Annotated in this window: 11 protein-coding genes; 3 read left to right on the top strand and 8 right to left on the bottom strand. The window is 69.3% G+C overall.

Annotated features, from left to right (window positions below; translation table 11 throughout):
• Positions 1-26 precede the first annotated feature (26 nt).
• From QE428_RS06170 to QE428_RS06145, 6 genes are all read right to left on the bottom strand, one after another.
• Positions 27-5,609, bottom strand: a complete 5,583-nt coding sequence (locus QE428_RS06170; protein WP_307467024.1) for a PKD domain-containing protein — start codon at positions 5,607-5,609, stop codon at positions 27-29.
• 184 nt (positions 5,610-5,793) lie between these two features.
• Positions 5,794-6,525 carry a DUF4352 domain-containing protein gene (locus QE428_RS06165; RefSeq protein WP_307467021.1) on the bottom strand — a complete coding sequence of 244 codons (732 nt, stop codon included), beginning with the start codon at positions 6,523-6,525 and terminating at the stop codon, positions 5,794-5,796.
• A 103-nt stretch (positions 6,526-6,628) separates the two neighbouring features.
• Positions 6,629-7,540, bottom strand: a complete 912-nt coding sequence (locus QE428_RS06160; protein ID WP_307467018.1) for a glycosyltransferase family 2 protein — start codon at positions 7,538-7,540, stop codon at positions 6,629-6,631.
• Positions 7,530-8,267, bottom strand: a complete 738-nt coding sequence (locus QE428_RS06155) for a CDP-alcohol phosphatidyltransferase family protein (protein ID WP_307467016.1) — start codon at positions 8,265-8,267, stop codon at positions 7,530-7,532. Before QE428_RS06155 ends, QE428_RS06160 begins: the two co-directional genes overlap by 11 nt.
• Positions 8,264-9,247 (bottom strand): glycosyltransferase family 2 protein, encoded by a 984-nt coding sequence (locus QE428_RS06150; RefSeq protein ID WP_307467014.1) that lies wholly within the window; start codon positions 9,245-9,247, stop codon positions 8,264-8,266. The genes QE428_RS06155 and QE428_RS06150 overlap by 4 nt, the downstream gene beginning before the upstream one ends.
• Positions 9,244-10,185: a glycosyltransferase family 2 protein gene (locus QE428_RS06145; RefSeq protein WP_307467011.1), complete on the bottom strand. Its 942-nt coding sequence runs from the start codon at positions 10,183-10,185 to the stop codon at positions 9,244-9,246. Before QE428_RS06145 ends, QE428_RS06150 begins: the two co-directional genes overlap by 4 nt.
• A 198-nt stretch (positions 10,186-10,383) precedes the next feature.
• Between QE428_RS06145 and QE428_RS06140 the strand changes: the two genes are divergently transcribed.
• The 3 genes from QE428_RS06140 (at position 10,384) to QE428_RS06130 (ending at position 13,567) form a co-directional block, all read left to right on the top strand.
• Entirely contained in the window at positions 10,384-12,606 is a 2,223-nt protein-coding gene (locus QE428_RS06140) for a glycosyltransferase (RefSeq protein WP_307467008.1), read from the top strand.
• A gap of 92 nt (positions 12,607-12,698) precedes the next feature.
• Entirely contained in the window at positions 12,699-13,160 is a 462-nt protein-coding gene (locus QE428_RS06135; protein WP_307467005.1) for an adenylyltransferase/cytidyltransferase family protein, read from the top strand.
• Positions 13,157-13,567 carry a hypothetical protein gene (locus QE428_RS06130; protein WP_307467002.1) on the top strand — a complete coding sequence of 137 codons (411 nt, stop codon included), beginning with the start codon at positions 13,157-13,159 and terminating at the stop codon, positions 13,565-13,567. The genes QE428_RS06135 and QE428_RS06130 overlap by 4 nt, the downstream gene beginning before the upstream one ends.
• A 106-nt stretch (positions 13,568-13,673) precedes the next feature.
• Here QE428_RS06130 and QE428_RS06125 read toward each other — a convergent pair whose 3' ends face one another.
• Positions 13,674-15,221, bottom strand: coding sequence for a DEAD/DEAH box helicase (locus QE428_RS06125; protein ID WP_307466999.1), 1,548 nt, complete (start codon positions 15,219-15,221; stop codon positions 13,674-13,676).
• A gap of 193 nt (positions 15,222-15,414) precedes the next feature.
• Positions 15,415-16,290 carry a neutral zinc metallopeptidase gene (locus tag QE428_RS06120; RefSeq protein ID WP_307466996.1) on the bottom strand — a complete coding sequence of 292 codons (876 nt, stop codon included), beginning with the start codon at positions 16,288-16,290 and terminating at the stop codon, positions 15,415-15,417.
• Positions 16,291-16,406: the final 116 nt, after the last annotated feature.

Below are 16,406 nucleotides of genomic sequence, written 5' to 3'. Positions count from 1 at the left end.
TCACTTTCTCCGTACGCATCCGACGATCACGGAGCTGCCACGATCTGAAGATCGTCGAAGGACAGAGCGACCGGGACGTTCGCCGTGGCGCTCGGGAGGTATCCGTACACGCCCGCCGAGCCTGCACCCTGGAGTGCAGCGGTCGCATCACTCCGCTCGATCTGCCAGGTGGTCGGCGCAGTTTCGGACGCGTTCCAGATCCTCGCCGAGATCGACGTCGTCGTGGTCGTCTTCGTGTCGACCTCGAAGCGGTACGTCTGCCCGGGAGCGATCGTCAGGCCGGTGACGGCGACCGCAGCACCGACCGATGCGCTGTCACCGCGGAGGACATTGAGTTTGACGGTGCCGTCTGCAGCGATCCGCGCGCGAACCAGCCACTGCGTCGTCCCGACCCGACGGGCGATCACACCGACGTACATGCCCTCGTTGACCTTATCGACCGAGAACGTGCCGCTGACCCTCGTCGAGGTGCTGTCGATGACGGGGGTGTCTGCGAACAACGAGGTGCCCGCACCCACCGACAGAGTCCCCACACCGCCCGCCGTGGCGAAGCGGGTGGCCGCGCCGCGCGTCGTCCAGGGGCCACCGTTGTCGGACGTCCCCCAACCACCGGTCGTCGTGCGGGTGAAGGTGTCCGCGAAGAGCACCCCTGCGGGCGGAGACGCGACCGTGACCTCCTGAGTCTTGGTGTTCGTCGCGCCATCGTCATCCGTGACCGTGAGGGTGATCGTGTACGTCCCTCCCGTCGGATATGTGTGGGAGGCGGTCGATCCGGTCGCCGTGCCGCCGCCCTGATCGCCGAAGTTCCAGGCGTACGAGGCGATGGTTCCGTCGGAGTCCGATGATGTCCTGCCGTCCACGGCGACCGTCAATCCCGTAGCCGTACGTGTGAACGCTGCGATCGGGGCGACATTGGCCGCCGGCGCGTCCACCGTCACATCGTGGGTCACCGTCGCCGTCGCCCCGTCGTCGTCGGTGACCGTGAGCCGGACGGTGTAGGTCCCCGCCGCTGTGTACGTGTGGGAGGCGGAGGCGCCGGTCGCCGTGCTCCCCGCAGGATCACCGAACTGCCAGGCATACGACGCGATGCTCCCGTCGGCATCCGTCGATCCGCCACCGTTGACGTCGACCTTCAAGCCCGTCTTCGTGTGGGTGAAGGCCGCAGTGGGAGCGGAGTTCCCCGCGGGAGGAGCCACGGCATCCGGGTTCATTGCGACGATGCGATCGAAGGACACCGTCACGGGGTCGTTCGTCACGGCGGCCGGGAGGAACCCGAAGACCCCGATCCGGCCCGGCGCCTGCAGCGCGGGCGTCGCATCGGTGGCCTCGCGCTGCCATCCCGGCTCGGAGCCGGTCGCGGCCCAGACCTTCGCCTTCAGCGACGTGGGTGATGTGCCCGCGACCTCGAACATGGCGTGGTACTTCTGCCCGGGCTGGATGGCGAACGGCAGCACGAGCGACGATCCGATCGCGACCGAGTTGTTGCGCAGGATGAACAGTCGGGCGGTGCCGTCGGCGCTGATCCTCACGCGGAGCACGTAGAAGTCTGCACCGATCTGGCGCCCGGTGACGGCGACGTAGGTGCCCTCGGCGAGCTTGTCGACCGAGAACGTCGCATCGATACGTGCGCGATCCGCACTCACCGAGTTCGCGTCGGCGTACACCGTCGCGCCCTTCGGCAGGATGAGGTTTCCGCTGCCGTTCGAGACCGAGTAGCGGCTCGCTGTCGTCCGGAGCGACCACGCCCCGCCGACGTCGGCTGTGCCCCAGCCCGTCGCGGCGGTTCGCGAGAAGTCATCCGAGAACAACGGGGTCGACGCCGACGGCGCTTCGATCGTCACGGTCGCGGTCTTCGCATTAGTCGCGCCGTCATCGTCGGTCACAGTGAGCGTGATCGTGTACTCGCCGGCACGCTCGTAAGTGTGAGAGGCCGTCGCACCGTTGGCTGTGCGCCCATCGCCGAACTCCCACGCGTAGGAGGAGATCGTCCCGTCCGGGTCGGATGAGGCCGCTCCCGTGACCGATACGGACATGCCCGTCACGGTGGGAGTGAAAGCGGCCGTCGGCGGGGCGTTCACCGGTGCGGTGACGACCACGTCCAGCGATGTCGTCGCGGTCGCACCGTCGTCATCCGTGACCTTGAGGGTCACCGTGTACGACCCCGCTTGGGCGTATGTGTGGCTCGGCGACGACGAGGTGTCCGTGTGACCGTCGCCGAAGTTCCACTCGAAGGCGTCGATGGAGCCATCGGCGTCGGTCGAGCCGGACGACGAGAAGGTCGCGTCGAGACCGACCGCGCTCCAGGTCGCCCGAGCCGTCGGCGCCGCGTTGGCCACCACCGTGATGGGCACCTGCGTCGTGTGCGAGGCGCCGTCATCGTCGGTCACCGTCAGCGTGACCGTGTACTCGCCGCCGGAGGCGTAACGATGCGTCGGGTTGACCGCCGTCGATGTCTCACCGTCGCCGAACCTCCACAAGTACGACGCAATCGTGCCGTCGGGGTCCGACGACGCCGAGCCCTGGAAGGACGCGTCGAGGTGGTCGAGGGAGTACGTGAACTGCGCCGTGGGCGCGATGTTCGGCGCGGCACCGGTCGAGCCCGCAGTGAAGTGCTGCGCTGCCTCCGCGGCGCTGAGAACACGACTGTAGATAGCGGTCTCGTCGTAGCTCCCGGACAGGAACGCGGACGACGAACCCCATGTCGTGTCGCCACCGACTCGCCAGAATCCGCTGTAGTCCTGCGCCGACGTCTGCGGGTGGGTTCCCACTCGCACTCCGTCGACGTACATCGCCATGCCGCCGGATCCCTGAGAGGCGACCAGGTGATGCCACTGTCCGTTGTTGTACGTGTCGGGCGACGTGATCGTGTTCGTCTGTCCGGTCCACGTGCCGAAGACGAGCTGACCGTTGTCCTGCATGTACACGTGCCGGTCATAGCTGGATGACGTGCCCGCCTGCGCGTTGCCGAAGCCGATGATCTTGCCGCCCTGCGTCGACGTCGTCTTGAACCAGGTCTCGAGCGTGAAGGCGGTCGGATTCCCGAACTGGGCAACGGAATACACGTTCGACGAACCGGAGAGGGTGATGCCCGGGTCCGTCGTCCCCGAGATCGCGCCCGGCGTGTTCCGGGTCACCGTGCCGGCGATGGCGCCGGGATACCCCGAGATGCTGCTGTCTGCGACATCCGTCCCCGAGGTCTCGCTGTAGCGCCAGTACACGTCCGGCTGAGCCCCGTATACGAGTGCTCCGTAGGTATCCGCTGGAGCGGCAGGCACATTCAGCGTGCGGCCCGACGCGCGATAGTGCGACTGGACCTCGCTGAGTGTGAGCGGTGCTCCGTACACGGCGACATCGTCGATGGTGCCGGTCAGGTACGACGACGACGGCTGGTTCGGCCACCCGCCGACGTTGTCTCCGCCGACTCGCCAGTAGCCGTTGTACCCCTGCCCCGCCGTGGTGTCGCTGCGCTGCGCGACACGCTTGCCGTCGAGGTAGAGCTTCATCCCGTCGGAGCTCAAGCTCGCGACGATGTGATGCCACTGACCGTCGTTGTACCCCGCATTCGAGTTGACGGTCCGGACGCCGCCGGGGTGGACGCCGAACCACACCCGTCCCTCGTTGTCCATGTACACATGGCGGTCGTAGTTCCCCGAGTTCGCCGTCGCGCTGTTGCCGAAGCCGATGATCTTTCCGCCTGCGGTCGACGTCGTCTTGACCCAGGCCTCCACCGTGAACCTGTTCGGGCCCTCGACGGAGTCGGTCGTGGAGCCGAACGCTCCGTTGGAGAACGTCTTCGCCGCATCGGCGTCCGACGAGATCGCGCCTGCGGACGTCTCCACCGCGCCGTTGATCGTGAGGTCCGACGTGCCGGCCCAGTCGCTGGCGGTCGCATTGTCGGGGTCGGAGAGGCGCCAGTAGTGCGCAGCATCATCTCCGAGGACGTCCTCCGCGTAGTCGCTGAGGACGGCGTCCGACACCGTCACGGTGACCCAGCTGGACTTCGCGACGTTGCCGTTGGGGTCGGAGGCGACGACCCGGTACCGGTGGGAGCTGCCCACCGCGAGCCCGGAGTCCGTGAACGTCTGCGTCTGAGGCTTCCAGAACACGGTCGAGACGGTCTTCTCGGAGATCGGCGTCGAGGACTCGGAATCGCGGTAGACGCGATAGGTCAGCGTGGTGTCATCCCGGTCCCAGTTGGTGGGGTACTTGACGCGGACCTCTCCCGCGGCGAAGGACTTCGCGGAGAAGTTCCACGCATCCGCAGACAGGCGAGGACCCTGCTTGTTCGGCGCGATCGAGCGCACCGCGTAGCGGACGAGACCCTGCTGCCGCGTACCGTTCACACTCGGGAATTCGCCGCCGTAGATGACGTAATCCGAGTTGCCGGTGACGGTCCACACCGCCTGGCTCGTGCCGGTGAAGGTACCGGGCGTGGTCTGCGGGAACCAGTTGAGCAACTCCGGACGCGGGGTGCCCGGGTGGTCCGGGTACCCGTAGATGTCGCGCGTGTTGGTTCCACGAGCATCCGTGGTCCACGCCGTGGAGTGGTAGAAGGTCCACGGGTCGGTCTGCGGGAATCCGCCGCTGTTGCCGCAGTAGTGCTTGTGGCTGGCGGAGTAGGCGATCTTGCCGACGATGGCGATGTCGTAGGTGTCACCGTGGCAGTCCTCGATCCAGGCGATCGACCCGTCCGTCCAGTTCACGGCGAACGTGCCCTCGACGTTGCCCGAACCGCCGTAGTGCCAGCCGGACCCGTAGAACTTCGTCCCGTCGGTTGCCAGGCTCATGAACCCGGCGGCGTCGCCGGCGTTGCGCACCTGGGTGTTCGCGGGCAGGGGCAGCCCGGCACCGGAGCCGGCGTCGGCCAGGTATAGGCCGAACCCGGGGGTGTCACCGCCGCCGACCGATGTGAAGTTGCCTGAGAGCGCGACGCGGTCGCCGGCGTCGTTCACGACGATGCTCTGCACCTGGCCGTTGTCGACGGGAATCGCGAAAGGCTGGACGGTCGTCGCCGCAGCGTTCAGCTTCACGATCCGCTGCCGCGGCTGGCTCGACACCGAGGTGAAGTACCCGCCGACGAAGACACCGCTCGAGGTGGCGTAGATCGCCTTGCCGATGTTGTTGAGACCGGCCGTTCCCGACAACAGGTTGCCGCTCGGGATGTCGAGGACGGCGAAGCGCTGTCGGGTCTGGCCGTTGACCTGCGTGAACGACCCGGTCACATACAGCTTCGTCCCGTCCGGTGAGGCGGCGAGATCGTTGATCCGGTTGTTGAAGCTCGGCGCGAAGGACGTGATCAAGGCGCCTGTCGTGAGGTTGTACGCGAGGATGTTGCCGCGCGCAGTGAGGCTGGTCCCGGGGGCGGCACCCGCAGGTCGCGCGTTCGAGAACTGTCCTGCTGCGTAGACCGTGTTGCCCACAATCACCTGGGACCACACCACCCCGCCGTCGATCTGTACCGTCGGCAACGAGTCGGCCGACACCGTCTCCGGCAGGGCATCGGAAGCCGTGGCCGCGGCGTCAGCGGCCGCGGGCGGATCAGCAGCCACTGCCGCTGCGGGCACCACCCCCAGCGTGAGTCCAGCCGCGACGACAGTCGCGATCACCATCGAAAGAGCCGCACGGCCCGCAGAAATCGTCCCCACGATTTGCATCCCCTATATACGCGCCGGCAGACACGCAGAGCGCGTCATACCGCCGGGTCCCCAGAAATCCCCCCAAAGGATTTCTCGCACAACATACGCCATAAGCGGTGCTGTGCGCGAACTGTTTTTGAATCCGACCCCTACGTGTTCACCCGATGTCGCCTTCGAAGGCGATCAACGGGTCGGAGAGTGAGAGATCGACTTCGACGCGGACACCGTCGCGCCGGTCCTCCGGCAACTCGAAGACGAAGGCGCCCCGGGCGACTTCCCCCGGCGCGACCTCCGACGGGAACGCCTTCCCAGCCGGCTTGGAAACCGGGCTCGCCTGCAGATCGTCGGCGCCGGTGTAGAGAGTCACGACCGCCGCGGTGAGCTCGATCGGCTTCTTCGTTGTGTTCTCGACGTCGACCGCGATGCGCACGGCGGGGCCGCTCACCTCACCGGGCAGCACAGCTTCTCCTGTCACGCTCTCGATGGAACCGACCGACACGATCGGGCCACCGTCCACCGCGACGGGATCTGTCAGTTCCTCCGGCGGCAGCGTCTCCCGCGCATCCGCCTCCGCCGCGCCCTCATCGTTGTCGGGATCCGGCGTCGGGCTCGGACTCGATGCGGGTGGAGTCGCGGAAGCGTCCGGTGTCGGAGTCGCGTCGGGGCCGCCCGACGACGGAGATGCGGTAGCCCCCCTATCAGCGCCGGGAGCCGCCGAGACCTGGCTGCTCCCCAGCCCTCCGATCGATATCGCGATCGCGATCGCGATCACCGCGGCGCCCGCGATCGTCGCCGCGACGACGATCCAGCGACGCCGAGGTCGAGGCTCCTCCGCGAGCAGCCTCTCGAACTCCTCGCGGTCGCGCGCGAATGCTTCGTCGTCCTTCATCTCGATGACGTCCTCCCCAAAGAACGTGCCGTCCTCCCCAGGACGTGTCGCACGATGCGACAGATACTAACCGCTCGGCCCGACAATCACATCGGCTTCATGATCACCTCGCGTCGGCGATGCGCCGAGCATCGCGGGAGCCGCGCACGTACGCCCGCCACGGGGCGAGCGATCGGAGCAGCTGTGCTCGTCCGCCTCGGAGGATGACCTCGCGAGCCGATGTCGCCACCTGGGCGCGCCAGCGCCGGACCCCCTCGTCGTCGAGGAAGCGGGTGGCGAACAGCATCCGGTTCCGGATGTTGAAGTAGTAGTACGTCTCGGACTTGCTGCGGTCGCTCTGCCGACGCGACCGATGCGTCGCGCCCTCGTCGTGAACCGCCACGGCGTCGTCGACCAGCCGGAGACTCCCGCCCGCGAGCACCACCCGCCGGGAGAAATCGACATCCTCCCAGTAGAGGAAGTACTCCTCATCGAACCCGCCGGTCGCCTCCCACAAGGTCGAGGTGAGCCACAGGCACGCCCCCGTCAGCCAGTCCCACGCCTCCTCGCCACCGCGCGTCGCCCGCTTGGTGTGACCACGGGTGCGGCCGTCGACGAGCGACACGTCGGCGCCCGCGAACCAGACGGTCCCTGCGGGCGTGACGATTCGGGGGGCGCACAGGGTCAGCGGCGCGCCGACGGTCCCCTCCCGAAGCACGCTCACGGCATTCCCCTGCATGCGCGCGTCGGGATTGAGCAACAGGAAGCCCGTCGCTCCGCGCTCGATCGCCGTCGCCACCCCGAGATTCACCCCGCCCCCGAACCCCGTGTTCGCGGTGGGCTCCACAAGGACCCACTGCTCACGCTCCGCGAGCTCGCGCACCCGTTCGCGCTCCGCACCGGTCGTCGGGTTGTCGACGACCACAACGACGTCGGGGTCCGCCGCGGCGGCGGTCGCGACGAGATTCGCGGCCAGGAGCGCACTCGAGCCGTAATTGACGACCACGATGGCCCACACGTCACCGTCAGTCGACACGACGCATCTCTCGGAACCACTTGACGGCAGCGGCGCACAGGAACAGGGCGTTGACCACGAAGAGTGCGCCGTACACGAGCAGGAAAAGCGGCGAAACGCCCCACACCAGGAAGGCGAGGCACAACACCCCGAAATCCGTCGGCAACAGGAGCATCGAACGAGCGAAGGTGCCGCCCGCGCGCGCGTGCGTGGAGGGGACACCTCGAGCCGACTTCAGGAGGTCGTTGAGGATCATCCCGAAGAAGGTCGCCGTGGCGACGACCGAGAAGCCGATCGGGACGAGGAGGGCCGCCTCGCCGACGTCGGCGAATCGATGGAGCCCGACGAGCACCGCCAGATGCAGGCTCGCGATCTTGACCGCGTCGACGAAGTGGTCGAGCCACTCGCCGGCTATCGAGCCGCCGCCGCGCAGTCGAGCGACCTGGCCATCGGCGGAGTCCCAGGCGTACCCCGCCACGAGCAGCGCTGCGACGATGACTCCTGACCACCACGAGGGAGGCACCGTCGCGATCACCGCGATGCCGGCGAACGTGTGCGCCGCGCTCACCATCGTGACCTGGTTGGGGGTGAGGCCCCACCGATAGGCGACGGCGGCGAACAACCGCCCGATCCGTCGGTTCACGTACACCGAGTAGGCGGGCGCGCCCCGAGCGTGCCCCTTCTGCGCACCGCGGAGGCGAGCGAGGGTCTCGGGGAGAGTGGGCGGAATCGAATCGGTCGTGGTCATCGGCGTGCTCCTCGCAACGGCTCTCCGTAGTGGATGCGGATGTGCCCGGCGGCGCCTTCCAACGCCCCGACACCCCGCATGGTGTCCCGGCGACCCGTGGCATCCAACCGCTCCGAGCGAAGGAGCGCACCGGTCGCGGTGCGGGCGACACCCGCGGCGATGCGGGCGATGCCGGCGACGGTCGCCTTCGCGCGGACGACGGCACGCCGCCGGTGAGTGGGGGCCAGGACGAGTCCCACCCGCACACCGGCCGCGGACATGCCCCGCACGCGCCCCAGCGCGTGCGCCCGAGTCCGCCGTGTCTCGGGGAGGTGGTCGAGGACGAGTGCCTCGGCACACCACACCATGCGCGCCCCCGCCCGGTGCAGCTGGCTGGTGAACAGCGAATCCTCTCCGCCCGTGCGCCCGAATCTGTCGTCGAACCGGACCCCGGTCGCTCGCACGACGGCGAGGTCCAGCAGCAGGTTGTTCGTCGCCGCGCGCTCGATGACCGCGCCGGTGGGGATGCCGCGGGTGTGGCGACGCGCGAAGAAACCGCCCGCCTCGATCCACGGGTCGATCCCGCCGTCGACGACCGTCATCACCGGACCCGCGACCGCGTCGGCGCCGCAGTCCCTCGCCGTCTCCAGAAGGCACGCCAGCCAGTCGCTCGCCGCGGGTGATTCGTCATCGTCGATGAAGACCAGGACGTCGTGGCCGACGCTCTCGTCAATGGCTCGATTGCGAACAGCCGCGACGCCGGGTGACGTCTCGTGAACCCGGGCCACCGGGGCGTCGGCGAGAGCGGCCAGCCCCGACGCATCCGGGTCGTTGTCGATGACGAGGATGTCCACGCGGGATGCCGCGCCCACGGCCGTGGCGTGCACGATGGCGGGACCGAGGGACTGGAGAAGACGTCGCAGGTCGTCCGGTCGGCGGTACGTCGGGACGGCGACCATCACCGCCGGCGGTGTCGGATCGATCGATGAGGAGGGGGTCATCGGCCGCGCGCCACACGGAGCTTCATCAGCACCCAGCGCGGGTGCAGCACGCTGGCGGCGATCATGTTGGCCGCGAAGGCGACGGGGCGCCGGTTGAGCCACGCGAGCCCAGCCTGGCGGTATCGCAGCGCACCGGTGTCCTTCCGATACCACCGCCACCGGGTTCGCCGGTCGGGGCGGTTCGCCTCCCGCCACTCGGCGAAGGAGACGAACGCTCGCCCCTCGAGCTGGGCGTGGTTGCGGTAGACGATGTAGCGCGTCATCATCCGCTGCGCCGCGATGTGGGAGAACGACATCGACGTGTCGTGGATGCGGTAGAGCACATGGGGCTCCGCGAGGGTGCGCACCTGCCATCCGGCGGAGTAGACGAGCCGGTTGACGATCTCGAGGTCCTGCGCCGCATCGAATTCCGCGTCGTACAGTCCCGCGGCCACCACGGCGTCTCGCCGGTACATGATCGCGGGGTGCGGGATGAGGATCTCCCGCCCCTCGTCGCGCATGCGGTGGAACTCGGCATCCGTCCGCGGCCCGACCGACACACGTCCCGCGATCCGACCCGTCGGCCCGAGGTACCGTCCCTCACCGGAGACGGCTCCGAGCGAGGCATCCGACCGCAAGGCCGACAGCTGCGCGGCGAAACGGCCGGGCAGCACGAGATCGTCGTGCTCGGCGACCGCGACGAACTCGGGACAGGCCCCGAACGTCACGCCGCGGTTCAGGGCGCGCGAGACCCCGGTCGGTTCATCGTTGCGCAGCAGGACGACGCGATCGTCGCCCCGCGCGATCTCGTCCACGAGCTGTCCGCTGCCGTCTCGGGAGCCGTCGTCGACGACGATGACCTCGCCGTCCTCGGGCAGATCCGTCAGCACGCTCTCGAGCGCGGCGACCACGTAATCCGCGGCGTTGTGCACCGGCATCACGACGCGGACACCGCGCATCGCCGGTCGCACCGTACTCGTTTCCCCCACGAGCGAAGTCATTCGCGCCACCCCCAAGTAGCCGGACGTTCGCGAGCGCTGTGAGCGCCCTCCCCACGGACAGTATGACGTGCAAATCGCGCGGTGTCGTTAGTATTCCTTCACCACGCCTCTCTGGGGAGATGACGGGCGCGGTCTATCCACGGTGATGGGGGACGTGTGGAAAACATCGACGGGCGTGCGCGCGAGGGCCGGCTTCGCGTACTGATCAGCGCCTACGCGTGCGGTCCGGTGTCGGAACCGGAGGCGAGCGCCGGCTGGCAGGTCGCCGCCGCCGCGGCGCGCACCCACGACGTCTGGGTCATCACACGGCCCCGATTCCGCGAAGCCATCGAAGCGGCCCTGTCGACGGATGCCGCTCTGCGCGGACGCCTCCACGTGGCCTACCTCGATCTGCCGCCGGGCGTCGTGCGCCGCAAGCGCCGGGGGGTGGACCTGTATTGGTACTACCCCCTCTGGCAGCGCGCTCTCGGGCGGCGGGCGCGATCGTTACACGACGTCGTGCGCTTCGATGTCGCGCACCACGTGACCTTCGCGAACGATTGGATGCCGTGCGGCCTCACCGCTCTGCGAGGTGTGCCACTCGTCTGGGGGCCCGTCGGCGGCTCGAGCACGCTCCCGATCCCGCGTCTGAGCCGGTGGCTCGGTGTCAGGGGGACGCTCACCGAGCTCGTCCGGAGCCTGACGACCACCCTCTTCCGGCGCCTGTGGGCGACGCCGATCGCGAAACGCGCGTCGCTCATCGTGGCTCAGAATCCGGATGTCGCCCGCATGTTCCGTCCCCTCAACGACGCCGTCGTCGTCGAACCCAATGCCTGCTTGGAGGACCTGCCCGCCCGCGCGGCATCGTCCGTTCAGCCGCGGCACGCTGTCTTCGCGGGTCGGCTGCTCGCCTGGAAGGGAGCGGCGATCGCCATCGAGGCGCTCGCTCGTCCGCAGGCGGCGGACTGGACGCTCACGATCTTCGGCGACGGGTACGAACGCCGTCGACTCGAACGGTTGAGGAGCCGGCTCGGTCTCGACGACCGCGTCGTCTTCGCCGGTCACCGACCGCGAGCGGAGGTGCTCGATGCGATCGCGCACGCCGCGGCGTTCGTCTTCCCGTCGATGCATGATCAGGCCGGGTGGGTCGCGGCAGAGGCGAGCTCGATGGGGTGCCCGGTCGTGTGTCTGCCTCTGGGTGGCCCGCCTCTGCTCGCGGGCGACAACGCCTACATCGCCGATCTGGGGGGCGACCTCCCCGGCGCCGTCGCGCACCAGCTCGTCGCCGCGGCGGCCGCGGGCGGTCGCCCCCACGATCGGTGGTCGGCCGATCGCCTCCCGGACCTCGTCGACAGCTGGTATCGGAGGGCGTCGAGTACGACGAGCCGTCGGTCGATCCGGGTGCTCGAGACATTCGGTCCGCCGAAGGCCACCACGAACCCGTACATCGCGCAGCTCCACTCCAGCCTCATGGCGGCCCCGGGCCTCACCACCCTGACGTTCGACTATCGGACGGCACTGCTGGGGAGGTACGACGTCGTGCACGCCCATTGGCCGGAGCTGATGGTCGACGGACACAGAGCGGTCGGCCGCGCCGCGCGTCGGACGCTCGCCGCGCTCACGGTTCTGCGCTGGCGGGTGACGCGGACACCCGTCGTCCGCACCCTGCACAACGTGGAGAGACCTCAGGGGATCTCGGGGTTCGACCACGTCGTCCTGAGCGGGATCGACAGGGCGACCACGCTCGACATCGCCCTGAACGACCTCACGCCCACTCGCGGCGGCGTGCCGCAGGTGGTCATCCCGCATGGGCACTACCGCGACTGGTTCGCGGCGCAGGACTCCTCCCCCCGCATGGCCGGACGCGTCGGGTACGTCGGTCTGATCCGCCGCTACAAGGGCGTCGAGGACCTCGTCGAGGCGTTCAAGGAGTGGGATCGGGCAGGGGTGAGCCTGCACATCGCTGGGAAGCCGTCGTCGTCCGAACTCCTCGACGGCCTCCAGGCGGCAGCGGCATCCGACGACCGCATATCGATCGATGCGCGCTTCCTCGACGAGGCCGACTTCGTGACGGCGATCAGCACCTCGGAGCTCATCGTCCTGCCCTACCGGCACATGCACAACAGCGGGACCGCCCTCGCAGCCCTGTCGCTCGACAGGCCGGTGCTCGTCCCCGACAACGCCGTCAACCGTGCTCTCGCCGACGAATGCGGTCCCGGCTGGGTCCACACGTTCGAGGGCGAGATCACCGCGGGCGACATCGAGCGGGCCTGGATCGGCTCCCGCGAGCGCGGCGCGAGACCGGACCTGTCCCGTCGCGAATGGGCCGCGGCGGGTGCCCAGCACCGCCACGCGTTCAAGAGCGCCGTGGGCGGACACCGACCCCGCACCGGATCGTGACGCCCGGGCGCGTCGTGGTGTAGTGTCCAGGAATCGGGCTTTGGGGGCCCGATTCGAGTTGGGGCTCGATCTAGCTGGCTGGGGAGCTTGCTATGACTGTGCGTATCGGTTACGCCGCGGGGGCGTTCGACCTGTTCCACGTGGGACATCTGAACATCCTTCGCCACGCGAGGGAGCACTGCGACATGCTCGTCGCCGGTGTGGTCAGCGACGAGATGCTGCACGAGGTGAAGGGCGTCGACCCGTTCATCCCGACGGCGGAGCGAGCCGACATCGTGCGCGGCATCCGCTTCGTGGATCACGTCCACATCGAACGCGTGCCCGACAAGCTGGCTGTGTGGCGCGAGGTCGGTTTCACGCACTTCTTCAAGGGCGACGACTGGCGCGGCACCGAGAAGGGCAACCGCCTCGAACGCGAGTTCGCCGAGGTCGGGGTCGAGGTCGTGTACTTCCCATACACAGCGCACACCTCGAGCACCCAGTTGCGTCGTGCGCTCGAGGTCGCCTCGGCCGAGACGCTGTACGACCGCGAGCTGCGTTCCGAGTCGGCGTGACCGCGGCGCGCGACGACGGCGCGCGATCCGAGGGTGCCGACGACGTCATCGAGCTCTTCGTCGGCCAGGTCCTCGCCCTCTATCCCCTGCGGGTCATGGGCGGACCGGCCAACGGACTCGATCCTCCCCCGCTGCGGAGCATCTTCCCCCGCTCCCGCGATCCGAGAGCGTCCGTCGCGACCGAGCCGGACGGGGCGCGCGCCCGGGCGCGGACCTATGTCGTCCTCGCCGATGCGCCGGGCCACGGCATCCTCACCATCGGCGACTACCGGGTGGAGGTCGTCATCCTCCCCCTCGATGCCTCGACCCCGCCGCAGGCAACCGTCTTCCGCATCGCCTCGATCACCGGGCGGATGGTCACCGTCACCGGGTCCGTCATCGACCCGCTGATGGATGCCGCCGACTGAGCCCTGACTTTCCGAGACCTGTCCCGCCCACCGTCGTGCGGGACAGACGGCGAGAGCCGCACCCCTGTGGACGGGGTGCGGCTCTCGACCTGGATGTTGTTGCGGGTCAGCGACCGCTGCGGCGGCCGGCACCGTTCTGGCGGACGACCGAGCCGACGGTGAGCGAACCGCCACCGCTGGCGCGGCGGCCGGTGCGCCGGGCGCCGCCGGCCGGAGCGGCCTTCGGAGCGCCGTGCGAGGCGGCCTGGCCGGCCGCGCGAGCGGGCTGACCGTCGCGACGCGGGGCGTCTGCGGTACGGCGCGTGGCGTCGGAGGTGCGGCCCTGACCGCGACCGCGTCCGCCGCCCTCGCCGCGTCCGCCGCCCTGGCCGCGTCCGCCGCCCTGATCCTCGCGGGCGGCGCGCTTGCGCTGCGCATTCGCGCCCTGGCTCTGGCCCCCGCCGCGGGTGTGCGGCTGCTCGGGCGCCGGGGTGACGTGCGGGGCGATCTGGCCGACGAGCTCGACGACCGAGGCGGATGCCGCGGTCACGGTCTCGGGCGTGACGGAGATCGACGCCTTGCGCAGCAGCGAGTCGACGTCGCGACGCTGCTCCGGGAGCACGACGGTGACGACGGCTCCCTCGGCGCCGGCGCGGGCGGTGCGGCCCGAGCGGTGCAGGTACGCCTTGTGCTCCATGGGCGGGTCGACGTGGACGACGAGTTCGACGTTGTCGACGTGCACACCGCGGGCGGCGACGTCGGTCGCGACGAGCACCCGGGCGGTACCGTCCGAGAACGCGGCGAGGTTGCGGTCACGCTGCGGCTGCGAGAGGTTGCCGTGCAGGTCGACCGACGGGATGCCCTGCGAGGTCAGCTGCTTCGCGAGCTTCTTCGCGGCGTGCTTGGTGCGCAGGAACAGGATCCGGCGACCGGTGCCCGAGGCGAGGAAGCGCACGAGCTCCTTCTTCTCGTCGGAGCCGGGAACGTGGAAGACGTGGTGCGTCATCGCGGCGACGGGAGAGTGCGCCTCGTCGACCGAGTGCAGCACCTCGTTCTGCAGGAAGCGGCTCACGAGCTTGTCGACGCCGTTGTCCAGCGTCGCGCTGAACAGCATGCGCTGCGCGCCCTGCGGGGTCGCGTTCAGGATGCGGGTGACACCGGGCAGGAAGCCGAGGTCGGCCATGTGGTCGGCCTCATCGATGACGGTGATCTCGACGGCGTCGAGGCTCACGAGCTTCTGCTGCATGAGGTCCTCGAGGCGGCCGGGGCAGGCCACGACGATGTCGGCACCGCCGCGGATCGCCTCGACCTGACGGTTCTGGTTCACGCCGCCGAAGACCGTCGCGGTCTTCATCCCGTACGCGGCGGCGAGCGGTGCGAGGGTGCGGTCGATCTGGGTCGCGAGTTCGCGGGTCGGTGCGAGGACGAGGCCCAGGATGCGGCCGCGACGGCGGGTGCCGCCGGCCAGGCCCTGTCCGAGGCGGGCGACCATGGGGATCGAGAAGGCGAGGGTCTTGCCCGAGCCGGTGCGGCCGCGGCCGAGCACGTCGCGACCGGCGAGCGTGTCGGGGAGCGTGTCGATCTGGATCGGGAACGGGGTGGTCTTGCCGTCCGCGGCGAGCGCGGTGACGAGGGGAGCGGGCACGCCGAGCGTGCCGAACGTGGGTTCAGTCATGAGAGAACTAACTCGGGCGTGTTCGCCCGGATCGGTGTCCCGAGTGCGGATGCGCAGACGGGTTCGCCGTGAGAAGGAGTCGCCAGCGACGATCGGTGGATCGGCAGCGGATGATGCGTTCTACGACGCGAGGGGCACCAGGGAAGGCACCGCAACCCGTTCAGCCTATCAGTCGCCTTCCGGGGCGAGGCTCTCAGAGCTCCGCACCCGACACGGCGAACGTGTCGCACGCCGCGTGGCCGCCCTCGTAGCCGGCCATGAACCAGCGCTGTCGCTGCTCGCTCGAGCCGTGGGTCCAGCTCTCGGGGTTCACGCGTCCCGACTGCTCCTGGATGTGGTCGTCCCCGACGGCCGCCGCGGCGGAGAGCGCATCGTCGATCTGCGCCCGCGTCGGCTCGAGCAGGTAGGGCTGCCCGGCGGCATCCGTCTGCTTCGGAGCCTCTGCGGCCCAGGCTCCGGCGTAGCAGTCGGCCTGCAGTTCGGTCCGGACGGCGTTGCTGTCCTCACCCGTCCCGTCGCGCGGGTGGTCCTCGAAGACACCCGTCAGGTGCTGCACGTGGTGGCCGTACTCGTGCGCGAGCACGTACAGCTGCGCGAAGTCGCCGCCCTCGGCGCCCAACTGACCGCGCAGGATCGACCAGAACGTGGGGTCGATGTACACGGTCTCGTCGGTCGGGCAGTAGAACGGACCCGTCTGATTGGATGCCGTTCCGCACGGCGTCTGCGCCTGCTGATCGACGATCACGAGGCTCGGAGCCCGGTAGTCGCCGCCGAACTCGCCCTCCCAGTAGGAGTTGATGACCTCTTCGCCGGCGTCGAGCCGGCACGCGTCGTCGTTGTTCGCATCGCTGCCGGTCTGGCAGTTCGTCAACGCCGTCCCCGGCTCGGAACCGCCGCCGCCCGGCGCGCCCCCGAGAAGCCCGCTGAGGTCCTGCCCGGTGAAGAGCGAGAAGAGCAGCACGGCGATGCCGATCACCCCGACTCCGGCGCCACCGGCGATCATCGGGCCGCGGCCACCGCGGCGGGTCGCGCTCTTGCCCCGCACATCCGCGTTCGGGTTGAAGGTCATGCCCGGACGCTACTCCCGCCGCCGCCTCGGACGACACGGGTTGCGTCCACGCCCGGAACCGTACTCGCGCCCCGCGCGGGCCCGCGCGATCCGACACGATGGGGCCATCGGGCACA

It is taken from the genome of Microbacterium sp. SORGH_AS_0505 (genome assembly GCF_030818715.1).
GTDB lineage: Bacteria > Actinomycetota > Actinomycetes > Actinomycetales > Microbacteriaceae > Microbacterium.
Note: the sequence above shows the minus strand (reverse complement) of the source record. Positions and strands in the feature narration are given on the sequence as shown.

What these genes read in the sequence shown, in the direction of transcription:
- QE428_RS06125 (WP_307466999.1), bottom strand. Translation starts at nt 15,221, where the DNA reads ATGACTGAACCCACGTTCGGCACGCTCGGCGTGCCCGCTCCCCTCGTC.
- QE428_RS06155 (WP_307467016.1), bottom strand. Translation starts at nt 8,267, where the DNA reads ATGACCACGACCGATTCGATTCCGCCCACTCTCCCCGAGACCCTCGCT.
- QE428_RS06165 (WP_307467021.1), bottom strand. Translation starts at nt 6,525, where the DNA reads ATGAAGGACGACGAAGCATTCGCGCGCGACCGCGAGGAGTTCGAGAGG.
- QE428_RS06170 (WP_307467024.1), bottom strand. Translation starts at nt 5,609, where the DNA reads ATGGTGATCGCGACTGTCGTCGCGGCTGGACTCACGCTGGGGGTGGTG.
- QE428_RS06120 (WP_307466996.1), bottom strand. Translation starts at nt 16,290, where the DNA reads ATGACCTTCAACCCGAACGCGGATGTGCGGGGCAAGAGCGCGACCCGC.
- QE428_RS06150 (WP_307467014.1), bottom strand. Translation starts at nt 9,247, where the DNA reads ATGACCCCCTCCTCATCGATCGATCCGACACCGCCGGCGGTGATGGTC.
- QE428_RS06145 (WP_307467011.1), bottom strand. Translation starts at nt 10,185, where the DNA reads ATGCGCGGTGTCCGCGTCGTGATGCCGGTGCACAACGCCGCGGATTAC.
- QE428_RS06135 (WP_307467005.1), top strand. Translation starts at nt 12,699, where the DNA reads ATGACTGTGCGTATCGGTTACGCCGCGGGGGCGTTCGACCTGTTCCAC.